The 25,020-nt window shown below is 70.1% G+C and carries 22 protein-coding genes; 4 read left to right on the top strand and 18 right to left on the bottom strand.

Annotation, left to right across the window (positions count from 1 at the left end; translation table 11 throughout):
- Positions 1–101 precede the first annotated feature (101 nt).
- On the bottom strand, positions 102–1,364 hold the full coding sequence (gene hisS / locus FCI23_RS06635; RefSeq protein WP_136722498.1) for a histidine--tRNA ligase: 1,263 nt from the start codon (positions 1,362–1,364) through the stop codon (positions 102–104).
- 13 nt (positions 1,365–1,377) lie between these two features.
- Positions 1,378–2,088, bottom strand: a complete 711-nt coding sequence (locus FCI23_RS06630) for an MBL fold metallo-hydrolase (RefSeq protein WP_136722497.1) — start codon at positions 2,086–2,088, stop codon at positions 1,378–1,380.
- A 163-nt stretch (positions 2,089–2,251) separates the two neighbouring features.
- Here FCI23_RS06630 and FCI23_RS06625 point away from each other — a divergent pair, with 163 nt between their 5' ends.
- Positions 2,252–3,085, top strand: coding sequence for a peptidylprolyl isomerase (locus FCI23_RS06625; protein ID WP_136722496.1), 834 nt, complete (start codon positions 2,252–2,254; stop codon positions 3,083–3,085).
- 224 nt (positions 3,086–3,309) lie between these two features.
- Positions 3,310–4,539 (top strand): DUF349 domain-containing protein, encoded by a 1,230-nt coding sequence (locus FCI23_RS06620; RefSeq protein ID WP_136722495.1) that lies wholly within the window; start codon positions 3,310–3,312, stop codon positions 4,537–4,539.
- Positions 4,540–4,643: 104 nt separating this feature from the next.
- Here the strand turns inward: FCI23_RS06620 and FCI23_RS06615 are convergent, their stop codons facing one another.
- The 15 genes from FCI23_RS06615 to pgsA all read right to left on the bottom strand — a co-directional run bounded on the left by FCI23_RS06615 (position 4,644) and on the right by pgsA (position 20,284).
- Complete coding sequence (locus FCI23_RS06615) at positions 4,644–7,124, bottom strand: RelA/SpoT family protein (RefSeq protein WP_136722494.1); 2,481 nt, start codon at positions 7,122–7,124, stop codon at positions 4,644–4,646.
- A gap of 138 nt (positions 7,125–7,262) precedes the next feature.
- Positions 7,263–7,826 carry an adenine phosphoribosyltransferase gene (locus FCI23_RS06610; RefSeq protein ID WP_136722493.1) on the bottom strand — a complete coding sequence of 188 codons (564 nt, stop codon included), beginning with the start codon at positions 7,824–7,826 and terminating at the stop codon, positions 7,263–7,265.
- A 77-nt stretch (positions 7,827–7,903) separates the two neighbouring features.
- Positions 7,904–9,028 carry a protein translocase subunit SecF gene (gene secF / locus FCI23_RS06605; protein WP_136722492.1) on the bottom strand — a complete coding sequence of 375 codons (1,125 nt, stop codon included), beginning with the start codon at positions 9,026–9,028 and terminating at the stop codon, positions 7,904–7,906.
- The gene (secD, locus tag FCI23_RS06600) at positions 9,028–10,800 is read right to left on the bottom strand and encodes a protein translocase subunit SecD (RefSeq protein WP_136722491.1); all 1,773 of its coding nucleotides are present in this window, start codon (positions 10,798–10,800) and stop codon (positions 9,028–9,030) included. Before secD ends, secF begins: the two co-directional genes overlap by 1 nt.
- Before the next feature lie 93 nt (positions 10,801–10,893).
- Positions 10,894–11,367: a preprotein translocase subunit YajC gene (gene yajC / locus FCI23_RS06595; RefSeq protein WP_136722490.1), complete on the bottom strand. Its 474-nt coding sequence runs from the start codon at positions 11,365–11,367 to the stop codon at positions 10,894–10,896.
- 162 nt (positions 11,368–11,529) lie between these two features.
- Complete coding sequence (gene ruvB, locus FCI23_RS06590) at positions 11,530–12,618, bottom strand: Holliday junction branch migration DNA helicase RuvB (protein ID WP_211265227.1); 1,089 nt, start codon at positions 12,616–12,618, stop codon at positions 11,530–11,532.
- A 250-nt stretch (positions 12,619–12,868) separates the two neighbouring features.
- Positions 12,869–13,492 (bottom strand): Holliday junction branch migration protein RuvA, encoded by a 624-nt coding sequence (ruvA, locus tag FCI23_RS06585; protein ID WP_136722489.1) that lies wholly within the window; start codon positions 13,490–13,492, stop codon positions 12,869–12,871.
- Positions 13,489–14,073, bottom strand: a complete 585-nt coding sequence (ruvC, locus tag FCI23_RS06580) for a crossover junction endodeoxyribonuclease RuvC (RefSeq protein WP_136722488.1) — start codon at positions 14,071–14,073, stop codon at positions 13,489–13,491. The genes ruvA and ruvC overlap by 4 nt, the downstream gene beginning before the upstream one ends.
- A 193-nt stretch (positions 14,074–14,266) precedes the next feature.
- Complete coding sequence (locus tag FCI23_RS06575; protein ID WP_136722487.1) at positions 14,267–15,016, bottom strand: YebC/PmpR family DNA-binding transcriptional regulator; 750 nt, start codon at positions 15,014–15,016, stop codon at positions 14,267–14,269.
- A 62-nt stretch (positions 15,017–15,078) separates the two neighbouring features.
- On the bottom strand, positions 15,079–15,675 hold the full coding sequence (gene pdxT / locus FCI23_RS06570; protein ID WP_136722486.1) for a pyridoxal 5'-phosphate synthase glutaminase subunit PdxT: 597 nt from the start codon (positions 15,673–15,675) through the stop codon (positions 15,079–15,081).
- Positions 15,676–15,771: 96 nt separating this feature from the next.
- Complete coding sequence (pdxS, locus tag FCI23_RS06565; protein WP_136722485.1) at positions 15,772–16,686, bottom strand: pyridoxal 5'-phosphate synthase lyase subunit PdxS; 915 nt, start codon at positions 16,684–16,686, stop codon at positions 15,772–15,774.
- Between the two features lie 124 nt (positions 16,687–16,810).
- The gene (locus tag FCI23_RS06560) at positions 16,811–17,359 is read right to left on the bottom strand and encodes a hypothetical protein (RefSeq protein WP_136722484.1); all 549 of its coding nucleotides are present in this window, start codon (positions 17,357–17,359) and stop codon (positions 16,811–16,813) included.
- Between the two features lie 122 nt (positions 17,360–17,481).
- Positions 17,482–18,642, bottom strand: a complete 1,161-nt coding sequence (locus FCI23_RS06555; protein WP_136722483.1) for a glycosyltransferase family 4 protein — start codon at positions 18,640–18,642, stop codon at positions 17,482–17,484.
- Positions 18,639–19,616, bottom strand: a complete 978-nt coding sequence (locus tag FCI23_RS06550) for a phosphatidylinositol mannoside acyltransferase (protein ID WP_136722482.1) — start codon at positions 19,614–19,616, stop codon at positions 18,639–18,641. The genes FCI23_RS06555 and FCI23_RS06550 overlap by 4 nt, the downstream gene beginning before the upstream one ends.
- Positions 19,613–20,284, bottom strand: coding sequence for a phosphatidylinositol phosphate synthase (pgsA, locus tag FCI23_RS06545; protein ID WP_136722481.1), 672 nt, complete (start codon positions 20,282–20,284; stop codon positions 19,613–19,615). The genes FCI23_RS06550 and pgsA overlap by 4 nt, the downstream gene beginning before the upstream one ends.
- Positions 20,285–20,532: 248 nt before the next feature.
- Between pgsA and FCI23_RS06540 the strand changes: the two genes are divergently transcribed.
- Complete coding sequence (locus tag FCI23_RS06540; RefSeq protein WP_246143429.1) at positions 20,533–22,740, top strand: elongation factor G-like protein EF-G2; 2,208 nt, start codon at positions 20,533–20,535, stop codon at positions 22,738–22,740.
- Positions 22,741–22,753: 13 nt separating this feature from the next.
- Here FCI23_RS06540 and FCI23_RS06535 read toward each other — a convergent pair whose 3' ends face one another.
- Complete coding sequence (locus tag FCI23_RS06535; protein ID WP_136722479.1) at positions 22,754–23,140, bottom strand: thiol-disulfide oxidoreductase DCC family protein; 387 nt, start codon at positions 23,138–23,140, stop codon at positions 22,754–22,756.
- Between the two features lie 134 nt (positions 23,141–23,274).
- Between FCI23_RS06535 and FCI23_RS06530 the strand changes: the two genes are divergently transcribed.
- A complete protein-coding gene (locus tag FCI23_RS06530; protein ID WP_136722478.1) occupies positions 23,275–24,948 on the top strand; it encodes a hypothetical protein in 1,674 nt (557 codons plus the stop codon).
- Positions 24,949–25,020: the final 72 nt, after the last annotated feature.

Genomic DNA, 25,020 nt, shown 5'->3' with positions numbered 1-25,020 from the left:
TAGCCCTTCGGACGAACTCAGCATCGGCCTCTGGCAACCCGTCCCAGCCCACCCGCTGATTGCCGGGCGGGCCGTTGCCGGCCGGCCCGGCGAGGGCGGTGTCAGGCCAGCTTGGCCTGGAGCTCGGCGACGACCGTGTCGAGGGCGACGGGGATCTGCTCGCCGGATTCCAGATTCTTGAGCTGAACCACGCCCTCGGTGAGGTCCCGCTCGCCGGCGATCACGGCGAAGCGGGCACCGGAGCGATTCGCCGACTTCATCGCGTTCTTCAGGCCCTTGCCGCCGAAGGCGAAGTCCGCGGCGATCCCGGCCCGGCGCAGCTCGGTCACCGTCGCGAAAAGCACGCGCCGCGCCTCCTCGCCGAGGGGGACCGCGAACACCTGGGTCGCCGGGGGCAGTTCGAGTTCGATGCCCTCCGCCTTGAGGGCGAGGACCGTACGGTCCACGCCGAGGGCCCAGCCGACGGAGGGAAGGGCAGGGCCGCCGATCATCTCGGAGAGACCGTCGTAGCGGCCGCCACCGCCTACGGCGGACTGGGAACCGAGGCCGTCGTGGACGAACTCGAAGGTGGTGCGGGTGTAGTAGTCCAAGCCGCGCACCAGCTTGGGGTCGTCCTCGTAGCGCACGCCCGCCGCGGTCAGCAGTTCCCGGACCTGCTCGTGGTAGGCCTTGCAGGCTTCGCAGAGGTGGTCGGCGATGAGGGGGGCGCCGGCCAGCTGCTTCTGGACGGCCTCGCGCTTGTCGTCGAGGACGCGTAGCGGGTTGATCTCGATCCGGCGGCGGGTCTCCTCGTCCAGGTCGAGGGCGCGCAGGAAGTCCTGGAGGGCGGCCCGGTAGACCGGGCGGCACACCTTGTCGCCGAGCGAGTTCAGCAGCAGCCGGAAGTTGCTGAGGCCGAGGGACGTGTAGGCGTCAACGGCGAGGATGATCAGCTCGGCGTCGAGGGCGGGGTCCTCGGCTCCGATGGCCTCGGCACCGACCTGGGAGAAGTGCCGGTAGCGGCCCGCCTGGGGCCGTTCGTACCGATAGTAGGAGCCCGAGTACCAGAGCTTCACGGGGAGGACCCCCGCCTTGTGCAGATTGGCCTGCAGGGCGGCGCGCAGTACGGAGGCGGTGCCCTCGGGACGCAGCGCCAGCTGGTCGCCGCCCTTGGTGGTGAGGGTGTACATCTCCTTGGTCACGATGTCGGTGGACTCGCCGACACCGCGGGAGAAGAGCTCCACCTGCTCGAATCCGGGGGTCTCCACATAGCCGTAGCCGGAACGCTTGAGCGGCGCGGAGATCGCCTCTCGTACCGCCAGGAAGGTGGCGGAATCCGGCGGGAGAAGGTCGTACGTGCCCTTGGGGGCGGAGAAAGTGCTCACGGTAGGTCTCTCGTCACAATCCTCGTCGCGGAGCCGCGTCGTCGGCTCCGGGGCCGCGGGCCGCTTCCCCGAGGTAGGGATTGGCGGCGCGCTCGCGGCCGATGGTCGTCTGGGGGCCGTGGCCGGACAGCACCACGGTCGAGTCGTCGAGCGGCAGGCACACCCGGGCCAGCGACTCGTACAGCTCGGCCGTGTTGCCGCCGGGCAGGTCGGTGCGTCCGACGGAGCCGGCGAAGAGCAGGTCGCCCGAGAAGAGGACCGACGGGATGTCGGGACTCTCCGGCAGCCTGAAGGTCACCGACCCCCTCGTATGGCCCGGTGCGTGCGCGACGGTGAGTTCCATGCCGGCGAGCTGGAGGGCGCTGCCGTCGGCCAGCTCCTTGACGTCGTCCGGCTCCCCGATCGACAGCTCGCCGAGGAGCGGCTGGCCGATGGACCGGCCGAGGGCCTTCTCCGGGTCGGTGAGCATGTAGCGGTCCTCGGGGTGGATCCAGGCCGGGACGCCGTGGGCGCCGCAGACCGGGACCACCGAGGCCACATGGTCGATGTGGCCGTGGGTGAGGATGACGGCGACAGGCTTGAGCCGATGCTTGGCGAGGGTCTCCTCGACACCTTGGGCCGCTTCATGGCCCGGGTCGATGATGACGCACTCCTCACCGGCGGCGGGGGCGACCAGATAGCAATTGGTCCCCCAGGCCCCGGCGGGGAACCCTGCAATGAGCACGTTCGTCCTTCTGTCGTCTGCGGGAGGATCGCAGTCCAAGAGCCTACCGGCGCGAGAGACACGATCGCGAACCGGTTCCGGGACTGGACTGCCGGGTACGGCGGACGCGAAGATCTGCGGAACGCGGATTCACGTTCGGTTGAAGCACATGGGAGACGGCGAAGTGGTCACGAAGGATCAGCGGCGGCGGCAGATCGCACGCGAGAAATTCGAGCGGCAGCAGCAGCGCCGTGTCGCGGCACGCTCCAAGGCACGTCGGCGCAACGCCGTCGTCGCCACGGTGGTGGCCGTGGTCGTCGCGGTCGGGGCCGCCGCCTGGGCCACGGCGGGCTTCGGCAGCGCCAAGAAGAAGAATGCCGCGGCGGCAACATCGGCCTCCCCGAGCGCCTCCGCCACCACCAAGGCGGCGGACCCGTGCGCGAAGGCGGCGGCCGGCAAGGCCGGCACCACGCAGTGGAAGACGGAGCCCGCGGTCACCATCGACAAGGCCGCGAAGTACACCTTCACACTGCAGACCACGTGTGGTGACATCCCGCTGGCGCTGGACGCGGCGGATGCCCCGCACACCGTCAACTCCTTCAAGTTCCTTGCCGACAAGGGCTTCTTCGACCACACCAAGTGCCATCGGCTGACCACCACGGGCATCTATGTGCTCCAGTGCGGCGACCCGACCGGCACCGGTTCCGGCGGCCCCGGCTACACGATTCCGGACGAGAACCTGAAGGCGAAGTCCATCGCGAAGGGCACCTACCCGGCGGGCACGGTGGCGATGGCGAACACCGGCAAGAGCCACACCGGCGGCAGCCAGTTCTTCCTGGTCTACAAGGACAGTTCGCTGCCCGCGAGCTACACGCCGTTCGGCACCATCAGTACTGCGGGTATGAAGGTGCTGGACAAGATCGCCGCCGCAGGCGCCCAGGCCGCCGATCCCACCACGGGCAACACCGCCCCGAACGCCACCGTCGTGATCAACAAAGCGACCGTGACGAAGTCCTGAGCCGGGCGGGTGAATTTCGCTGGCGCCGGATGCGGACAGCCGGGGCGCCGGTCGCCTATGTTGGCGTTGTGTAGGGTGCCTGCTCCGACGGCTGCCGTGGTTGGGTCGAACGGTCTGGCCAAGTGCAGCGCGTCGGACCGGCCAGGGCGCAGCCCGGCCGGAGGGAAACTGTGGACGATGCCCGCGTGCCGTACAGCGGCCGGGCATCACGTGGAGGAGGCGCTGTGAGCAGCGACCCGTGGGGCCGCGTCGATGAGACGGGGACCGTGTACGTGCGTACGGCTGACGGTGAGCGTGAGGTCGGTTCGTGGCAGGCAGGCTCTCCCGAGGAGGCCCTCGCCTACTTCGAGCGCAAGTACGAGGGCCTTGTCGTCGAAATCGGCCTCCTCGAACGCCGGGTGCGGACCACCGATCTGGCGCCCAAGGAGGCACTGACCGCGATCGAGCATCTGCGGACCTCCGTCACCGACGCTCACGCGGTGGGCGACCTGGACGCGCTGGCCAAGCGGCTGGATGCGCTGGTCGGGCTGGTGGAGGCCCGCCGTGAGGAGCGGAAGGCCGCCAAGGCGAAGCAGACCGACGAGGCGAAGCACGCCAAGGAGGAGCTGGTCGTCGAGGCCGAGCAGCTCGCGGAGAGCGAGCAGTGGCGGTCGGCCGGCGAGCGGCTGCGCGCGCTGGTGGACATCTGGAAGGGGCTGCCGCGGCTGGACCGTAAGGCGGATGACGAGCTGTGGCACCGGTTCAGTCATGCCCGTTCGGTCTTCTCCAAGCGGCGCAAGGCGCACTTCGCGGCGTTGGACGCCGAGCGGGAGGACGCGCGGCGCCGGAAGGAGAAGCTGGTCGAGGAGGCACAGTCGCTCTCCAGCTCCACCGACTGGGGTCCGACGGCCGCCCGCTACCGCGAACTGATGGCCGACTGGAAGGCCGCCGGCCGCGCTCAGCGGGAGGCCGAGGACGACCTGTGGAACCGCTTCCGCGGGGCCCAGGATGTGTTCTTCGCGGCCCGTTCCGAGTTGTTCACGGAGCGTGACACCGAGCAGCGCGAGAACCTCGCCCTCAAGGAGGAGCTGGCCATAGAGGCCGAGAAGCTACTCCCTGTGACGGATCTCAAGGCAGCCAGGGCGGCGTTCCGGGCGATCAACGAGCGGTGGGAGGCCATCGGCCACGTACCGCGCGACGCCCGGCCGCGCATCGAGGGCCGCATGCAGGCCGTCGAGCGGGCGCTCCAGGAGTCCGAGGAGACGGAGTGGCGCCGCACGAACCCGGAGGCACGGGCCCGTGCTGCGGGCCTGACCGGGCAGCTGCAGGCCGCGGTGGAAAAGCTTGCCGCTCAGGCGCAGGCCGCCCGTGATTCCGGCAACACCTCTCGCGCGGAGAAGCTGGAGCGGGAGCTTGAGGGGCGCCGGGCCCTGCTTGAGCAGGCGCTGAAGGGGTTGCAGGAGTTCGGCGGCTAACCCCTCTTTGCGGCTAAGAGGCCGCGGGGGTGCCTCAATTGATGGCTGCGGTCCAGGATGGGCTGCCCTGGTACGGGTCCGTACCAGGGCAGCCCATCGTTCCTTCAGCGCTGGCGGGAGGAGGTGACGCGGTAGACGTCGTAGACGCCCTCTACGCCGCGTACGGCCTTGAGGACGTGGCCGAGGTGCTTGGGGTCGCCCATCTCGAAGGTGAAGCGGGAGGTGGCGACCCGGTCGCGGGAGGTCTGGACGGCGGCGGACAGGATGTTGACGTGCTGGTCGGACAGGATCCGGGTGACGTCCGAGAGCAACCGGGAGCGGTCGAGGGCCTCGACCTGGATGGCGACCAGGAAGACCGAGGACTGGGTGGGGGCCCACTCGACCTCTATGATCCGCTCGGGCTGTTGGGACAGCGATTCCACATTGACGCAGTCCGCACGGTGCACCGACACCCCGTTGCCACGGGTGACGAAGCCGATGATCGGATCGCCCGGTACCGGCGTGCAGCACCGTGCGAGCTTGACCCACACGTCCTTCTCGCCCTTGACGATCACGCCGGGGTCGGCATTGGCGCGGCGCTTGCTGCGGCTGCGTGAGGGGGTGGTGACCTCGGCGATGTCCTCGGTCGCGCCCTCTTCGCCGCCGAGGGCGTCGACGAGCTTCTGGACGACGGACTGGGCGGTGATGTGCCCCTCGCCGATCGCCGCGTAGAGCGCGGAGATGTCGGGGTAGCGCATCTCATGGGCCAGTGTGACGAGCGAGTCGCCGGTCAGGACGCGCTGGATGGGCAGATTCTGCTTGCGCATCGCCCGGGCGATGGCTTCCTTGCCTTGCTCGACGGCCTCCTCGCGGCGTTCTTTGGAGAACCAGGCACGGATCTTGTTCCGGGCCCGCGGCGACTTGACGAAGCCCAGCCAGTCACGGGACGGCCCGGCGCCGGCGGCCTTGGAGGTGAAGACCTCGACCGTGTCGCCGTTGTCGAGGGTGGACTCCAGCGGCACGAGGCGGCCGTTGACCCGGGCGCCGATGGTGCGGTGGCCGACCTCGGTGTGCACGGCGTAGGAGAAGTCGACGGGGGTGGCGCCGGCCGGGAGCGCTATGACGTCGCCCTTTGGGGTGAAGACGAAGACCTCGTTCTGGGAGAGGTCGAAGCGCAGCGACTCCAGGAACTCGCCGGGGTCCTCGGTCTCCTTCTGCCAGTCCAGGAGCTGGCGGAGCCACGCCATGTCGTTGATGGCGTCGCCTTCGCCGCGCCTGGGCGTGTCGGTGCGCACCTTGGAGGCGCCGGCGACGGCCTCCTGCTTGTACTTCCAGTGGGCGGCGATGCCGTACTCGGCGCGGCGGTGCATGTCGAAGGTGCGGATCTGCAGCTCGACGGGCTTACCGCTGGGCCCGATGACCGTCGTGTGCAGCGACTGGTACATGTTGAACTTGGGCATCGCGATGTAGTCCTTGAACCGGCCGGGGACCGGGTTCCACCGCGCGTGAATGGTGCCCAGCGCCGCATAGCAGTCGCGGACGGTGTCGACCAGTACGCGGATGCCCACCAGGTCGTAGATCTCCGCGAAGTCGCGGCCTCGCACGATCATCTTCTGGTAGACGCTGTAGTAGTGCTTGGGGCGGCCGGTGACGGTGGCCTTGATACGGGCCGCGCGCAGGTCCTGCTGGACCTGGTCGGTGACGACGGCGAGGTATTCGTCGCGCTTGGGCGCGCGCTCGGCGACGAGGCGGACGATCTCGTCGTACATCTTGGGGTAGAGGATCGCGAAGGCGAGGTCCTCAAGCTCCCATTTGATGGTGTTCATGCCCAGCCGGTGCGCCAGCGGGGCGTAGATCTCCAGGGTCTCGCGGGCCTTCTTCTCCTGCTTCTCCCGCTTCAGGAAGCGCATGGTGCGCATGTTGTGCAGCCGGTCGGCGAGCTTGATGACCAGGACGCGCGGGTCCTTGGCCATGGCGACGACCATCTTGCGTACGGTCTCGGCCTGGGCGGCCTCGCCGAACTTGACCTTGTCCAGCTTGGTGACGCCGTCGACGAGGAGGGCGACCTGGTCGCCGAAGTCGCGGCGGAGGGCTTCGAGGCCGTACTCGGTGTCCTCGACGGTGTCGTGCAGGAGGCCCGCCATCAGCGTCGCGGGGTCCATGCCGAGCTCGGCGAGGATGGTGGTGACGGCGAGCGGGTGGGTGATGTACGGGTCGCCGCTCTTGCGCTTCTGACCGCGGTGCCAGCGCTCGGCGACCTGGTAGGCGCGCTCTATCTGACGGAGCTGGGACGTGTCGCCCTTGGGGTCGTTGCTGCGCACTATCCGCAGCAGCGGCTCCAGGACCGGGTTGTACGGGCTGGAGCGCTGCACGCCGAGGCGCGCGAGGCGGGCGCGGACGCGGTTGGAGGAGCCGCCTGGGCGCGAGGGCGGCGTCACGCTTCCCGGAGAGCGTACGGGCTTGACGAGCGGTGCGGGGGGGGCAGCGGGCGCGGGCGTGGCGGAGGTGTCCCCGGCGGGCGTGTCGGCAGGAGCCGCTCGGACGGCGGGGGGATTGATTCCGTCCGCGACAGTCATCGGCTGGGCCGGCTGGGCCTCGTCTGGCAAGGGCACTCCTCAAGCGGTCCGAAACACCATGGTACTGATGTGACGGCGCAAAACGCCTCCGGTGCCCTGGTAATGCCGCTGCGAACGCCAGGAGGCGGGTCCAGGCCGCTTGCCGGAACCCGCCTCCCGTCCGTGTCCTCAGACCGCGATCAGAGCCTCCAGCGGGGCCCCGCCGAGGGCCGGGCCGAGCCGCGCCCGGCCGCCGAGGAAGCCCAGCTCCAGCAGCACGGCGACGCCGGCGATCTGTGCGCCGGTGCGCCGCAGGAGCTGCAGCGACGCCTCGGCGGTGCCGCCGGTGGCCAGTACGTCGTCGATGACCAGCACCCGGTCGCCGACGGCGAAGGCGTCCTGGTGCACCTCGATCTCGGCGGTGCCGTACTCCAGCTCGTACGCCTGGGCCAGCGTCGCACCCGGCAGCTTGCCCGCCTTGCGTACGGGCACGAATCCGAGCCCGGCACGGGCCGCCGCGGGGGCTGCGAGGATGAACCCGCGCGCCTCCAGACCGACGACCTTGTCCGCCCCGTGCCGTGCGGCGAGCGCGGCCAGGGCGTCCACCAGCGCGTTGAACGCGGTGGGGTCGGCCAGCAGCGGGGTGATGTCCTTGAAGACCACTCCGGGCTTCGGGTAGTCCGGGACGTCCCGGATCCGGCTGAGCAGCAGGCTGCGCAGCGCTTCGTCCGGGGCGGCGTCCGTCGTGGTCATCTCGGCGATTCCTCGTTGTTGCGGGCCTCGTTGTGCGGCCCCCGTCAGGCAGACCTCGGTGTTGAGGGCGTCGGCCCTCAGCGACGCTTGCCGGAGGGACGGTTCTTCCCTCGGTTGCGGGAGGCCGGCTGGTTTCGCGGGCCGACCACCCCGGCAGCTGCCGCGTGGGCGTCCTCCCGCTCCTCCTCCGCCTCGGGCTCCTCTTCCGAGCCGCCCTGGGCCGCCCTGGCCGCGTCGGAGGCGCGCTTGGCGAGCACCCGCTTCTTGAGAGCCCGGATCGCCGGGTCGCGCTCCTTGAAGTCCGCGACCAGCGGGGTAGCGATGAAGATCGAGGAGTACGCGCCGGCGGCGAGACCGACGAAGAGCGACAGGGCGATGTCGTTGAGCAGGCCGGCGCCGAGCAGACCGCCACCGACGAACAGCAGGGCCGCGACCGGGAGCAGCGCGACGATCGTGGTGTTGATCGAACGCACCAGGGTCCGGTTGAGGCTGCGGTTGGCGAGCTCGCTGTAGGTGAAGCGGGTCTGCTTGGTGATGTCCTTGGTGGTCTCCTTCAGGCCGTCGAAGACGACGACGGTGTCGTAGAGGGAATAACCCAGGACGGTGAGCAGACCGATGACGGTGCCCGGGGAGACCTCGAAGCCGACGATCGCGTAGACGCCGACGGTGATGGTGAGGTCGTGGATCAGGGCGACCAGGGCGGCCAGCGCCATCTGCCACTCGAACGCGATGGCAAGGTAGATCACCACCAGGATCATGAAGATCACCAGGCCGGTGATGGCCTTCTGGGAAATCTCCTTGCCCCAGCTGGGACCGACGACCTGCTCATTGACGTCGTCGGTCTTCATGCCAAGGTCCTTGGCGATGTCCGACTGGATCGTCCTGGCCTGGGCGGCACTGACGTTGCTGAGCTGGATGCGCAGGCTGCCGGTGCCGAGCTTCTGGACAACCGCGGTCTGGCCGGCCGTGTGGCCCGCGATCTTGTTCTGCGCCTCGGAGATCGAGATCGAGGTCTTGGGCGTGGTGAAGACCGCACCGCCGGAGAACTCGATGCCCATCTTGAGGCCGTTGACCGCGAGGCCGACAATGGCGGCGACCGTGATCAGCAGCGAGACGCCGTACCAGATTCTGCGCTTGCCGACGAAGTCGTACGCGATCTCGCCGCGGTGCAGGCGGTGCCCGAGATTACCGAGCCGGGACATCAGGCCTCCTTGACTTCGGCGGTGCCGGCCGTTCGGCGGACGCGGCGGATGGGGGGCTGGACGCCCAGCGCATGCGGGTCGAGCCCGGACCAGGGGTGACCACTCGCGTAGAACTTGTTGCGGGCCAGGATCGTCATCAGCGGCTTGGTGAAGAGGAACACCACGACGACGTCGAGGAGGGTGGTGAGGCCGAGCGTGAACGCGAAGCCCCGCACCGTGCCGACCGAGACGATGAACAGCACGGCGGCCGAGAGGAAGGACACGAAGTCCGACACCAGGATGGTGCGCCGAGCGCGCGGCCAGCCGCGGGCGACCGCGGGCTGGAGGGAGCGGCCCTCGCGGAGCTCGTCACGGATGCGTTCGAAGAAGACGATGAACGAGTCCGCGGTGATACCGATGGCGACGATGGCTCCGCAGACGGCCGGCAGGCTCAGCGCGAAACCGATGGCCGGGCCGAGCAGCGCCATGATCGTGTAGGTCAGGATCGCGGAGACAACGAGGCTGAGCACCGCGACAAAGCTGAGGCCGCGGTAGTAGGCCAGCAGGTAGAGCAGGACGAGCGCGAGGCCGACCGCACCGGCGATGAGGCCGCCGTGCAGCTGCTGGCCGCCAATCGCGGCGGAGACGGTGGTGACGTCGGACTTGTCGAAGGTCAGCGGCAGCGAGCCGTAGGACAGGACGTTGGCCAGGTCACTGGCGCTCGTCTGGGTCATGCTGCCGTAGATCTGGGCACTGCCGCTGAGCGTCTGGCTCACCGAGGGAGCCATGACCACCTGGTTGTCCAGGACGATCGCGAACTGGTTGTTCGGTGCGGTCTGCGACTTGAGCAGCGAGGTGACCTTGGAGAACTCACTGGAGCCCGTGCCGTTGAAATCCAGGTTCACGGTCCAGCCGAGGCCCTGCTGGGTGTCGAACGCGGCGGTGGCCTTGCTCACGTTCTTGCCGTCCACCGCTGAGGGGCCGAGCACGTACTTGGTGGTGAGGTCCTGACTACAGGCGACGATCTTGTCGGTGGGCTTGGCGTTCGCGTTCACCGCTGCCTGCTGCTTGGGGTTCTTGCAGTCCAGCGCGGCGAGCTTGGCCTGGAGGTCGGCGGGGACGGTGGTGTCCAGGGCGCCGGAACTCGTTGACGCCGACGGGGAGGCCGCGGGGCTGGCCGATGTGGCGGGGGCACTCGCGGACGCGGAGGGTGTCGAGGAGGCGCCGGCCTTCAGTGCGTCGGTGACGGCGCGGCCCTGGCTGGTGGAGCTGGCCGTCGGGCTCGCGGAGGCGGTGGCGGAGGTGGTGGCCTTCGCCTTGCTGCTGGAGGAGGCCGACGGCGACGCCGAGGAACTGGCGGACGCGGACGGCGAGGCGGAGGCCGTGGTGTTGGCCACCTCGGCGATCACCGGCCGGAAGTACAGCTGGGCGGTGGTACCGACCTGGTCCTCGGCCTGCTTGGAGTTCGTACCCTTGGGGATGTTGACAATGATGTTATTGCTGCCCTGGGTCTGAACCTGAGCCTCGGAAACGCCAAGACCGTTGACCCGTCGGTCGATGATGCTTACCGCGGTGTCCATATTGGTCTTGTTGACCGCGTTGGGCTGGTTGCTCTTGGCCGTCAGCGTGATGCTCGTGCCACCCGCGAGGTCGATTCCCAGTCGCGGTGTGGTGTTCCCGGAGAGGAACATCCCTCCGGTGAGCGCCACCATGGCCAGCAGGATCACGGCCAGGGCCCGTCCGGGGTATCCCTGGCTCGCCGAGGACCTGCGGCCCTTCTTCGGTGCTGCCACCTTCTCGTTTCTCCCTGTCCAACCGCCCCGCGAGCCTGCGCGCGCACCCGGGGCGGCAACGAAGTGTTGTACGGACCTGCGCGGACCCGGGTGCTACTTCTTGGGGTCCGCGCCGTCCGTCTTCGGGCCGTCCTCCGGCTGCTCGCCGGTGGCGTCGTCGTCCGCGGACTTGCTCAGATCGATGCGGTCCCCCTCGTCAGCGGCGTCCGTGCCCGCGTCCGGCTCGTCTGCGGTGTGCGCTTCCGCGTCCGTCCCCGGCTCCGTGTCGTCGTCCTCGGCCGGCTCGATGCCGTGAACGATGCGGTCGTACTCGGCCTGATCCAGGACGGCGCCGATCGCGTTCTTGGCGAAATGGGCGTGCACACCGTCCGCCAGCTCCAGGAGCAGCGTGTCGTCGTGCACCTCCTTCACGACCGCGTACATGCCGCCGATCGTGCGGACGCCGGAGCCCGGCGCCACCTGGTTCCGCATTTGCGCTGCCTGCCGCTGCTTGGTCCTGGCGGAGCGGGTCATGAGGAACATGGCGCCGATGAGGATGATGAACGGGAGGAGCAAGCCGATATTCACGGTTCGGACGTTCCTTCGCACGGCCAAGAATGGCTGGCCTGGTTTACGGGATATGGGTGCCGTTCCGGAGGAAGGGCGTCGGCGGAGTCTAAGGGAGTCCTCGCCGATGGAACAACGCCAAGCATCGCACTCAGGTTCCTGTCGCGGCGAGTCTCCCCGCCGTCATGACCCGAACAGGCCCGGCTGTCCGGGTGTACCGCCCTGCTGGGGCGGTACGAGTCCCAGGTGGGACCAGGCCGCCGGGGTGGCCACCCGGCCACGGGGAGTACGCGCCAGCAGTCCCTCCCGCACCAGGAACGGCTCGGCGACCTCCTCGACGGTCTCACGCTCCTCCCCCACCGCGACCGCCAGAGTCGACAGACCGACCGGGCCGCCGCCGAACAGCTTCAGCAGCGCCCGCAGCACCGCCCGGTCCAGGCGGTCCAGGCCACGGCCGTCCACCTCGTAGACCTTCAGCGCCTGCTCCGCGATACCCCTGGTGATCAGCCCGTCGGCCTTGACCTGGGCATAGTCGCGGACCCGGCGCAGCAGCCGGTTGGCGATCCGCGGGGTGCCACGGGAGCGCCCGGCGATCTCGGCAGCGCCGTCGGCCTCTATTTCGACATCGAGCAGCCGCGCCGAGCGGTGGATCACGCGCTCCAGCTCGGCGGGGGCGTAGAACTCCATGTGTCCGGTGAAGCCGAAGCGGTCACGCAGCGGAGGCGGCAGCAGCCCGGCCCGCGTGGTGGCGCCGACCAGGGTGAACGGCGGCAGTTCCAGCGGGATGGCGGTGGCTCCCGGGCCCTTGCCGACGATCACGTCGACCCGGAAGTCCTCCATCGCCATGTAGAGCATCTCTTCGGCGGGCCGGGACATCCGGTGGATCTCGTCCAGGAAAAGCACTTCGCCCTCGGCGAGCGAGGACAGGATGGCGGCGAGATCCCCGGCGTGCTGGATGGCGGGGCCGGAGGTGATCCGGATGGGGGCACCCATCTCCGCCGCGATGATCATCGACAGGGTGGTCTTGCCCAGCCCCGGCGCGCCCGAGAGCAGCACATGGTCGGCGGTGCCATTGCGCTTGCGCGCCGCCTTGAGGACGAGGTCGAGCTGCTCCCGGACCCGCTCCTGCCCGACGAACTCGTCGAGGTCCTTCGGGCGCAACGCCGCCTCGACGGCCTGGTCCTCGCCGTCGGCGGCGCCGGCGACCAGCCGTTCCGCTTCGCTGGGCAGGCCGTTTGCGGTCGTCGGTACGGACTCGTCGTCCCAGTTCACTGAGGTCTTCCTTGCCGTGTGTGCGGCCTCGGCGGCCGCCGGGTGGCGGCCGGTCCGATACCGCCGGACCGCGCCGTACGGCTTTTGGCCGTCGTGGCGGATTTCTTGTGCCGCCGTGGCTTCGGCCGGCCGGCCTGGCCCGGCACCGCCGTCTCGGTCGCGCCGCGACCCGCAGCACCGCCACCGCGCGGAAGGCCGCCGTGCGGGCCTTGTGCGGCCGGCGCCGTCGTGCGGTGCGGGAGGCGGGGCGTCACCGGCTGCGGTTCAGGGTCTGGAGGGCGGCGCGGAGCAGGGCCGAGACATTGGGGGCGGTGCCTTCGGCCTCGGCGGCCTCGGCCTGTGGCGTGACGGCGGTGACCGCCTCGTCCGCCTCGCGGGGGTTGTAGCCGAGGCCGATGAGAGCGGTGTGGAGCTGGTCGCTCCAGGAGGACGCGACCCGGGCGGTCACGGCGCGGGCCGTCCCCGTGCCGACGGGGGCGCCGAGGCGGTCCTTGAGCTCGATGAGCAGCTTCTGGGCGCCCTTCTTGCCAATGCCCGGCACGGCGGTGAGGGCTCGCTCGTCTCCGGTGGCGACGGCACGGCGGAGGGCGTCAGGGGTGTGGACGGCGAGCATGGCCTGGGCGAGCCGCGGGCCGACGCCGCTGGCGGTCTGGAGGAGCACGAAGACCTGGCGCTCGTCCTCGTCCACGAAGCCGTAGAGGGTGAGGGAGTCCTCGCGTACGACGAGCGAGGTGGCGAGCTTCGCCGGTTCGCCGAGGCGCAGGCCCGCGAGGGTGTTGGGGGTGCACTGGACGGCCATGCCGATGCCGCCGACCTCGATGACCGCGGTGTCGGGGGCGAGGGCCGCGACGGGTCCGCTGACGAAGGCGATCATCGGGGCTGCTCCTGGGTGCGTACGCGAGCCGGCGGCCGGGCGGCGCCAGCGGTCTGGGCCTGGCCCGCGGGGCGGTGGGCCTCCATGGCCTGTTGGAGGCGGTTGCTCGCGGTGCCGCGCCAGATGTGGCAGATGGCGAGCGCCAGCGCGTCCGCGGCGTCGGCGGGCTTGGGCGGGGCATCGAGCCTCAGCAGCCGGGTGACCATCGCGCCGACCTGGGCCTTGTCCGCGCGACCGCTGCCGGTGACGGCGGCCTTGACCTCGCTGGGGGTGTGCAGATGGACGGGCAGGCCACGCCTGGACGCGCACAGGATGGCGACCGCGCTGGCCTGGGCGGTACCCATGACCGTGCGGACATTGTGCTGGCTGAAAACCCGTTCCACGGCGACGGCTGCCGGCTGGTACTCGTCCAGCCAGGCCTCGATGCCCTGCTCTATGGCGACGAGCCGGAAGCCGATCGCCGCGTCCGCCGCGGTGCGCACCACGCCGACCCCGGCCATCCGCAGCGGTTTGCCCGGGGCGCCGTCCACCACCCCGATCCCGCACCGCGTCAGCCCCGGGTCCACGCCCAGTACCCGCATCACGCTCCCCCTTCGGCCACCTGTTCCTGCGTGATCGCAGGCTATCGGCTGCCACCGACAACACCGACGGGCCGGTGAGGTGTGTCTCCCTCACCGGCCCGTCGGAAGCCCTCTGGAACCGCAACCATCAATTGAGGAACCACCACGGCGAGCAACCACCTCCGCGAGAGCGGCGGCGGTTTAGCCGCAAAAGTCAGCCGACCTTCTCCATGACCTCGTCGGAGACGTCGAAGTTCGCGAAGACGTTCTGCACGTCGTCGCTGTCCTCCAGCGCGTCGATCAGCTTGAAGATCTTGCGCGCGCCGTCCTCGTCCAGCTCCACCTGCATGGTGGGGAGGAAGTTGGCGTCGGCCGAGTCGTAGTCGATTCCGGCCTCCTGGAGGGCGCTGCGCACCGCGACCAGGTCGGTGGCCTCGCTGACCACCTCGAAGGACTCGCCGAGGTCATTGACCTCCTCCGCGCCCGCGTCGAGGACCGCGCCGAGGACGTCGTCCTCACCGAGCCCGCCCTTGGGGACGATCACCACGCCCTTGCGGTTGAAGAGGTACGACACCGAGCCAGGGTCGGCCATCGAGCCGCCGTTGCGGGTCATGGCGACGCGGACATCGGAGGCGGCGCGATTGCGGTTGTCGGTGAGGCACTCGATGAGGACGGCGACACCGTTCGGGCCGTAGCCCTCGTACATGATCGTCTGGTAGTCGGCACCGCCGGCCTCAAGACCCGCACCGCGCTTGACCGCGCTGTCGATGTTCTTGTTCGGGACCGAGCTCTTCTTCGCCTTCTGTATGGCGTCGAAGAGGGTCGGGTTGCCGTCGGGGTCGGCACCGCCGGTGCGGGCCGCCACTTCGATGTTCTTGATCAGCTTCGCGAAGAGCTTGCCGCGCTTGGCGTCAATCACGGCCTTCTTGTGCTTCGTCGTAGCCCATTTAGAGTGGCCGGACATCAGCCTGTCTCCTTCGCGTCACCGATTACTTCACGAACGCCTGCGATCCTACCGGGATAAGGTCAGGCCGCTGTGCGCACCATGTCCACAAAAAGCCGGTGGACCCGGTGATCGCCGGTCAGTTCGGGGTGGAACGAGGTCGCGAGCAGGTTTCCGTGCCGTACGGCGACGATCGTGCCGTCGGGCAGCGTCGCGGCCACCTCGACGTCCTCGCCCACCGACTCGACCCAGGGGGCACGGATGAAGACACCCTGGACCGGGCCGCCGTCGATGCCGGTGATGTCGACGGCAGCCTCGAAGGACTCGTTCTGCCGCCCGAAGGCGTTACGGCGCACGATCATGTCGATGCCGCCGATCGTCTCCTGGTCGTCGCGGCCGTCGAGGATCTTGTCGGCGAGCATGATCATGCCGGCGCAGGTCCCGTAGACCGGCAGCCCGGCCCGGACCCGCTCGCGCAGCGGCTCCAGCATCCCGAAGATCACCGCCAGCTTGGACATGGTGGTGGACTCACCGCCGGGTATCACCAGGCCGTCGACCCCGGCCAGTTCTCCCGGCCGGCGCACCGGACGGGCCAGGGCACCGGCCTCGGTGAGTGCGGTGAGGTGCTCTCGTACGTCGCCCTGGAGGGCGAGGACGCCGATGGTGGGAGTGGCGGTCACGGAAGCGGAACCTCTCAGAACCTCTGGGAAGCGGATTGGCGCCCCGCCCGTGGGCAGGGCGCGGCGGGCGCGGGCCGTGCGGCCCGGGCTCCGGGGCTACCAGCCCCGGTTGGCGTACCGCTCGGTCTCGGGGAGCGTGTCGCAGTTGATGCCGACCATGGCCTCGCCCAGGCCGCGCGAGACGTCCGCGATGATCTTGGGGTCGTCGTAGAAGGTGGTGGCCTTCACGATCGCTGCGGCGCGCTGCGCCGGGTCGCCGGACTTGAAGATGCCGGAGCCCACGAAGACACCCTCGGCACCGAGCTGCATCATCAGCGCGGCGTCGGCCGGGGTGGCCACACCACCGGCGGAGAAGAGCACGACCGGGAGCTTGCCGAGCTCGGCGACTTCCTTGACCAGCTCGTACGGGGCACGCAGATCCTTGGCGGCGGCGTAGAGCTCGTTGTTGTCAAGAGTCGTCAGGCGGCCGATCTCCTGCTTGATCTGCCGCATGTGACGGACGGCCTCGACGACGTTGCCGGTGCCGGCCTCGCCCTTGGAGCGGATCATGGCCGCGCCCTCGGCGATCCGGCGCAGGGCCTCGCCCAGGTTGGTGGCGCCACAGACGAAGGGGGTGGTGAAGGCCCACTTGTCACTGTGGTTGGCCTCGTCGGCCGGGGTGAGGACCTCGGACTCGTCGATGTAGTCCACGCCGAGCGCCTGGAGGACCTGGGCCTCGACGATGTGGCCGATCCGGGACTTGGCCATGACCGGGATCGATACGGCGCCGATGATGCCGTCGATCATGTCCGGGTCGGACATCCGCGCCACGCCGCCGTCCTTGCGGATGTCGGCGGGGACCCGCTCCAAGGCCATGACCGCGACGGCGCCGGCGTCCTCGGCGATCTTCGCCTGCTCAGGGGTGACGACGTCCATGATCACGCCCCCCTTGAGCTGCTCGGCCATGCCGCGCTTGACGCGTGCGGTACCGGTCGCCGGGGACTGGGGGGTACTGGAAGACGTGCTGGACACGGTGGACCTCACTCCAAGACGTAACACTGCGACGTACGTATGGTCGCGCGGACCAAGTGGACCGGAAAAGAGCCAATCGCCCTCCAGTGGCCTGAGTGCTCCGCGGAGATCCAGCGCGGCGGGCCTAGCGGCCCGCCGCGCCCTCCGCCGTCAGCAGCGACGGCGGCTCGTCGTCCATCTCGAACGACCCCGGGAACGGCGCATGGCCCGCCAGCCGGAACCAGCGCACCGAGCGGTGCCGGCGCAGCGCCCTCGCCGCGCGTACGGAGTCGTTGTGGAACCGCCGCGCCATCGGCACCCTGCGCACCGCCTGCGTCAGCTCCCTGGCCGCCTGCTCGCCGCCCGGCGCCTCCCGCACCGCCGCCATCGCGTCCGGCTCCGCGAACACCGCCCGCAGAGCCTGGCTCAGCTCGCTCTCCGCCACCTCGCGCGCCTCGTCCTCCGCCTGCCGGGCCGCGTGCGCGGACTGGTACAGCACGATGGACGCCGCCGGGTCGAGCACTCCCGACGTGGCCAGTTCCTGGGCCACCGAGGCCCGGCGCAGCAACTGCGCGTCCAGCGCGGCGCGGGCGGCGTCGATACGGGCGTGCAGCCGGTCGAGACGGCCTGCGGTCCAGCTCAGGTACAGGGCGACGGCGACGAGCGCTACCGCGACCCAGATGAAGGTGGTCACGGCGGGTAAGGCTACCGGCGGACACCCTTGCGGCGGCCCCCGGAACCGGGTTGCCGTGCCCCGGGGGCGCCCCTACGCGCTGGCGGGCGTGAGGGACCCCGTCCGGGCGCTGCCGGTGCCGGTCAGTCCCGTGCCAGACCGAAGCGGGCCCGGAAGCCGGTGCGCTCGTCGGCGGCGACCGACGCGGCCCCGGCCGTCACCGTCTCGTACACCGAGAGGATCTCCGCGCCGACCGCCGACCAGTCGAAGCGCTGTACATGCCGGCTGCCCAGCGACCTCAGCTCGGCCAGCCGCTGCGGGTCGCCCAGCAGCTGTACCGCCGAGGCGGCCAGCGCGTCCGCGTCCTCTATCGGGAAGAGGTCACCGGCCGCACCCTGGTCGAGCACCTGGCGGAAGGCGTCGAGATCGCTGGCGAGCACGGGCGCGCCCGCCGACATGGCCTCGACCAGGATGATCCCGAAGGACTCGCCGCCGGTGTTGGGGGCCACATACAGGTCTACGCTGCGCAGCAGTCGGGCCTTGTCCTCGTCGCTGACCATGCCGAGGAACTCGACGCTGCCCCGCATCTGCTCCGGCAGGTTCTCGACCGCCTCCTGCTGGTCGCCGCGCCCGGCGACCAGCAGCCGGGTTTCCGGCCGCTCGGCGAGGATCTTGGGAAGCGCCTTCATCAGCGTCGGCAGGCCCTTGCGCGGCTCGTCGATACGGCCGATGAAGCCGATGGTGCCCCCCTGCCACGCGGGGTTCGGTTCGGCCCCGGCGAAGAATCCGACGTCCACACCGTTCGGGATGACGACAGCGTCGCCGCCGAGGTGTTCGACCAGGGTGCGGCGGGCGTACTCGCTGACGGCGATCCGGGCACTGATCTTCTCCAGCGCGGGCTGGAGGATCGGATAGGCGGCGATCATGGCGCGCGAGCGCGGGTTGGAGGTGTGGAAGGTCGCCACGATCGGGCCCTGCGCGGCCCAGCAGGCAAGCAGGCCGAGTGAGGGCGAGGCCGGTTCGTGGATGTGGATCACATCGAAGCCACCGTCGTGCAGCCAGCGGCGGACCCGCGCGGCGGACAGGAAGCCGAAGTTGAGCCGGGCGACCGAGCCGTTGTACGGCACCGGGACGGCGCGCCCGGCGGAGACGGCATACGGCGGCAGTGGAGTGTCGTCGTCGGCGGGGGCGAGCACGGAGACCTGGTGGCCGAGCGCGATCAGGTGCTCGGCGAGGTCACGGATATGGAACTGGACGCCGCCTGGGACGTCCCAGGAGTACGGGCATACGATCCCGATCCTCAAGGCTTCTCCGTTCTGGAGCGATCAGGGGCCGCGCCGATGTCACGCGGGCTGGGCGGAGCGGAACGGACCGGGGACGGCTGGTCCGGCCTTGGGTCCAGGTCGGCGATCCACAGACGCTGGAGCATGTGCCAGTGCTCCGGGTGCTCGGCGATTCCCGAGGCGTAGGCGTCGGCGAGCTGCTGCGTCATGACGGTGGCCTGCTCGGCGCGGGTGCCGGTCTCCGGGACGGCGACCGGCGGGTGGACCCGGCCCCGCATGACGGGCGAGTCGTCGTACCAGAGAGTAACCGGCAGCAGCAGTGCGCCGGTCTGCTGGGCCAGCAGGGCCGGGCCGGCGGGCATCCGGGTGGTCTCGCCGAAGAACTCCACCTCGATGCCCTTCGAGGACAAGTCGCGCTCCGCGACCAGGCAGACCAGGCCGCCGTTACGCAGCCGCCGCGCCAGGGTGCCGAAGGCAGTGCCGCCGGAGTGCGGCAGCACCTCCATGCCGAGGCCCTCGCGGTAGGCGACGAAGCGGTCGTAGAGGGTCTCCGGCTTGAGCCGTTCGGCGACCGTCGTGAAGGGCACCTCGAGCTTGGCGGTGACCCAGGCGCCGGCGAGGTCCCAGTTGCCCATGTGCGGCAGGGCGATGATGACGCCACGCCCGGAGGCGATCCCGTCCGTCAGATAGTGGATGTCCTCCGGGTCGAAACCGCCACGGATGCGCTCCTTGCTCCAGGTGGGAAGCCGGAAGGACTCCATCCAGTAGCGCAGGTACGAGCGCATGCCGGCCCGGGACAGCTCACGCAGCCGCTCGGCGTCCGCATCAGGCACCACCCGGGCCAGATTGGACTCCAGGCGCGCGACGCCCTTGCCCCGCCGGCTCCACGCCAGATCGGCGATCCGGCGGCCGAGACCGTTCGCGACCGGCTCGGGGAGCCGCTTGACCGCGCCCCATCCCAGCCCGTAGAGCCCGTCGGTCAGCCGCTCCTTCATGCGCTGCCTCCCCCGTCCACGCCGGCCGCCGCGGCCTCGCGGTCGGCCTCTTCGGCCTCACGGCGTACGGTCACTACCCGTTGGCCGAGGGTCACCGCGCTGCCGACGGCGACGATCCACAGCGCGGCGGGCAGCAGCCACTGGATCCACGGCACCCCGAATTTGTGCAGCCCGGCCAGGCCGCAGGCGACCAGCGTGATCACCAACCGCTCGGCGCGCTCGACCAGCCCGTTGACGTTGACCGGCAGGCCGATGCTCTCGCCGCGCGCCTTGGTGTACGACACCACCTGGCCACTGGCCAGGCAGAAGATCGACACGGCGCAGAGCACCAGGTCGTTCCCACCCCCCGCGTACCAGAGCGCCAGCCCGCCGAAGATCGCGGAATCCGCGACCCGGTCGAGGGTGGAGTCCAGGAAGGCGCCCCAGCGGCTGGACACTCCGGACTGGCGGGCCATGTTCCCGTCCACCAGGTCGGAGAAGACGAACAGAGTGATCACCACGGTGCCCCAGAAGAACACTCCCCTGGGATAGAAGACCAGCGCTCCTGCCATCACGCCCCCGGTGCCGATGAGGGTGACCGCGTCGGGGCTGACGCCCCGGCGTAGCAGAAACGCGGCGAACGGCGTGAGAACACGCGTGAAGAAAGCACGCGCGTACTTGTTCAGCATGGCCTTCCCGGTGGTCGGTGGGAATGCCGGGCGGCCCCCGGCTGGCCCATCGTAGCCAGCGCCCGTCCTCCGAACGCGTGTGGCTCCGTCCCAGTGCCTGTCCGGCCCGCCCCTACCCGTCCGACGTATGGACGCCCCGTGATGGGCGTGGGAAGGTCGGAAGTACCGCGGGCGTCGCCGGAGCCGCCGCTGGTCCGGGTCGTCGCGCAGTCCCCATCCCATGCGTGATGGACCGGGAGGCGAGACACGTGGGCAATGCAGTGGACAGGACTCACACCCAAGCAGGAGCCGCCGGAAGGGTACCGGCGGCCGACCGGCCCGACGATATTCGCAACGTGGTGCTGGTCGGCCACAGCGGTGCGGGCAAGACCACCCTCGTCGAGGCGCTGGCGCTGGCCACCGGGGCGGTGAACCGGGCAGGCCATGTCGCGGACGGTGGCACGGTCTCCGACCACGACGAGATCGAACACCGCCAGCAACGATCGGTACAGCTGTCGCTGGTGCCGGTGGAATGGGGCGGTATCAAGATCAATCTACTGGACACTCCCGGATACGCCGACTTTGTCGGGGAGCTGAGGGCCGGTCTGCGCGCGGCGGACGCGGCCCTCTTCGTTGTGTCGGCCGCCGACGGCGTCGATGGTGCCACCCGCATGGTGTGGGACGAGTGCGCGGCCGTCGGCATGCCGCGCGCCATGGTCGTCACCCACCTGGAATCCGCCCGGGCCGACTTCGAGCAGATGACCGCCGTCTGCGGACAGACCCTCGGCGGCGACTCCCCCGAATCCGTGCTGCCGCTCTACCTGCCGCTCCACGGCGAGCAGGCACCGGACGGGCACGCCCCCGTCACCGGGCTGATCGGGCTGCTCTCCCAGCGGGTCTACGACTACTCCTCCGGGCAGCGCGTCGAGCGGGACCCGGGCCCCGAGCACCTGCCGCTGATGGAGGAGGCCCGCAACCGGCTCATCGAGGGGATCATCGCGGAGAGCGAGGACGAGACCCTCATGGAGCGCTATCTCGGCGGCGAGGAACTCGACCTCAAGACTCTCGTCGGGGACCTGGAACGTGCCGTCGCGCGCGGCTCCTTCCATCCCGTGCTGGCCGCCGCGCCCGCCGCCGACGGCTGCAAACAGGGCATCGGCACCGTAGAGCTGCTGGAACTCATCACCGGCGGCTTCCCAACCCCGACGGAGCGCGAGGTCCCGCCCGTCACCACCCCCCAGGGCAAGCCGCGTGCCCCCTTGGCCTGCGACCCCGACGGGCCGCTCGCCGCAGAAGTGGTCAAGACCGCCTCCGACCCCTACGTCGGCCGGATCAGCCTGGTGCGGCTCTTCTCCGGCACCCTGCGCCCCGACGAGACGGTGCATGTATCCGGGCACGGGCTGCAGGACCGCGGACATGAGGACCATGATGTCGACGAGCGGATCGGCGCGCTCTCCTCGCCCTTCGGCAAGCAGCAGCGCAGCGTCACCCGGTGCATCGCCGGCGATCTGGCCTGCGTCGCCAAACTCGGCCGCGCCGAGACCGGCGACACGCTCTCCGCGAAGGACGACCCGCTGCTCATGGCGCCCTGGGTGATGCCCGACCCACTGCTGCCGGTGGCCATCGAGGCCCACAGCAAGGCGGACGAGGACAAGATGTCCCAGGGGCTGTCCCGGCTGGTCGCCGAGGACCCGACGATGCGCCTGGAACAGAACCCCGACACACGGCAGGTCGTCCTGTGGTGCCTGGGCGAGGCCCATGTCGACGTCGCGCTGGAGCGGTTGCGCAGCCGCTACGGAGTGCAGGTCGACGCCGTACCGCACAAGGTTTCGCTCCGCGAGACCTTCGGCGAGCGGGCCACCGCGCGCGGCCGGCATGTCAAGCAGTCCGGGGGCCACGGCCAGTACGCCATCTGCGAGATCGAGGTCGAGCCGCTCCCGGTCGGCTCCGGCATCGAATTCGTTGACAAAGTCGTCGGCGGATCGGTGCCCCGGCAGTTCATCCCTTCGGTGGAAAAGGGCGTACGCGCCCAGGCCGCACGCGGGGTCGCCCTCGGCTACCAGGTGGTGGACATCCGCGTGACCCTCACCGACGGCAAGGCGCACTCGGTAGACTCCTCCGACGCCGCCTTCCAGACCGCCGGGGCGCTCGCCCTGCGGGAGGCCGCCGCCGACGCCCGTATCCACTTGCTGGAACCCGTCGCCGAGCTCGGGGTACTGGTCTCCGACGAGTACGTCGGCTCCGTCATGAGCGACCTCTCCGGCCGGCGCGGGCGGGTCCTCGGCACCGAACCGGCCGGGCCCGGCCGCACCCTGGTGCGGGCCGAAGTGCCGGAGATCGAGATCGGCCGCTACGCGGTGGACCTGCGGTCGCTGTCGCACGGCACCGGGCGGTACAGCCGTCTCTACGCGCGCCACGAACCGATGCCGGCGCAGCTCGCGGTCAAACTCAGAGAGCAGGCCGCAGCCCAGAAGTGAGTGCCTGCCCGGATCAGCCCGGACGGCGGCCCGTTGGCACCGCGCACGCGGGCGTGCCCCCGGGCATCTTCTCCCGGTTGTTCGCGATCGACCGGTAGACGCCGTGCGCGAGCCACCGCAGCGGCGGCAGCGCGAGCAGCGCACCCGCCACCGCCCAGCCCCTGCCCGCGCCGAGCAGCAGCTTCGCGACGGCCTGGGCGCCACCGCGCACGGCACCGTCAGGGGCAACCCACAGCAGTTCGTACTCTGCGCGCTCCCGGGTCACGCCGAGCGCGCCCAGATCCGCGAACTGCCAGGGCGTGACCTCACAGTTGAGCCGCAGGTGCCGCTCGGCGAAGCGCACGGAGGAGGTGCAGAAAGCACAATCGCCGTCGTACACGAGAACAGGCCGTGATCTCATACCGCCATCATGCATGCCGCGCCGCTGACGTGCCCTGTACACCACCTATACGCTGGTATCCGCAGGGCAGAAGGTGTGCCGGCCCCGGCGGCGGGGAATGGGCAAGGGGCCGGGCTGGCCTGCACGTTGACGAGATGGGGGCGGTAGTGGCGTTCAGCGGTACGGACTTCGACTTTCTGCGACCCGGTGCGCAAGTACCGCTGACCGGCACGGACGGAGAGACCGCCGCGACGCAGGCGCTCGCCTCGGCCGCGTACCGGGACAGTCCCGTGGACGCGCTGGCCAACGCCGACGGGAAGACCACGGTCAAGGCCCCCGCCTTCTCGCTCTTCCAGCCCAATCTCGGTGAGGCCTTCGCCCGCGCCGTCGAGATAAGGATGCTCGGCGGCGCCCGCAACGAAGTCGTCCAGTCCTTCGGAGCCGAGCCGCAGACTGTCGTCGAGCACTGCCTCGCCGCCACCCACATCCGCAAGGAACGTGACACCCGGCTGACGCTCCTCATGGGCGTCTTCGGACTGCTCTTCCTGCCCGGAGTCCTCATCTGGCTCGCCGTCTTCCAGCTGCGCCGCACCCTGGGCAAGGCCAACGGCAGCAGAGCCGGGGTACTGGGCGGGGCGGTGCTGGTCGTCGTGGGCTTCTTCACCGTGCTGCTCATCGTCAAGCCGCCGCTGTCCGGTTTCTGGTCGCAGTATCTGCGGGTGATGATGGTCGCCCCGGTCCTCGGCTGGTTCTGGGCCAAGCGGATCTGCGAACGCACCGCCAAGGACCTGCGGGACCGCTGGGGCGGTCTGGTCTCCGGTGGCGGCGTCGGCGCCAAGATCCCCGGGGCCGTGCCGCGCAACCCCAATGAGACCCGCGCCGAGGCGCTGCGCCAGAACCTGGCCAAGCTCGCCACCGAGCAGCAGAGCAATGTGGTCTTCTACGCCGGCGGTGCCGACAAGGGCATACTCGGCATGGGCTCACGCTGGGGCAGCTGGCAGTTGGCCGAGGAGCTGGTGCCGCGCGAGGGCCTGGCCGAGATCCACCCCTTCCGCAGCTGGGACGTGATCAAGGCCATCCACGGCCGGTTGCGCGAGCTGGAGCGCGGTCCGCTGCACACCGGCGGTTTCCCGAAACCCTCGATAAGGCACTGGGTCGTCGTCCCGATCGGCGAAGGCGCGGACAAGATCGTGCGGCCGACCGGAGCGGAGGTCGAGGGGTTCACCGTCAAGGACTTCGAGATACAGAACATCTGCAACACCCAGCAGTTCGGCAAGGGCAACCGGCACTACCTGGGCGTCCAGTTCACGGGCTGGGACGGCCAGCTGGTCATAACGTTCATGATCACCGTGACGGTGCTGGCCTCCACCCTGCGGGTCGAGGTGAGCGGACACGTTCTCGGCCCCGTGCACGACGTGTTCATGGGCGCGCCCCCGGCCAACGAGAAGACGGTCAGCAAGACCGTGCGGTTCTGGGAGACCCGGACCGTGGCGCTCCCCCTCGTCAAGACCGACGAGGTCGTACGGCTCGCCGCCCGCGCCCCCCTGACCTGGTTCCCCCCTGTCCTGGACCACCTCGGCGGCAAGCTCGCTCTGCCCGAGCCCTTCGGGGTCCGCCACACCTGGGCCGGCAAGCCCTGGAGTCACCGCTTCATGGCCGACGACGCGCTGCGCGCCGCCACCCCGGTGCTGCGCGCGGTGCACTCCGCCGCCATCCAGGTCCTGACGGAGAACGGCGTCGACACCGAGAAGTTCACCGGTCGCTCGTCGGTCCTCAGCGGCGGCGTCCAGGGCGCCGAACCGGGCAAGGCCGATGTCTACAACGCGTAGCGAACAGAGGAGTCGGCGGCCTGTGGCGCGGCACCCTTCGGGGGGCGCCGCACCAGAGGCCGCCGGTATGAG

This window comes from Actinacidiphila oryziradicis (assembly GCF_005047355.1).
Taxonomy (GTDB): Bacteria; Actinomycetota; Actinomycetes; order Streptomycetales; family Streptomycetaceae; genus Actinacidiphila; species Actinacidiphila oryziradicis.
Note: the sequence above shows the minus strand (reverse complement) of the source record. Positions and strands in the feature narration are given on the sequence as shown.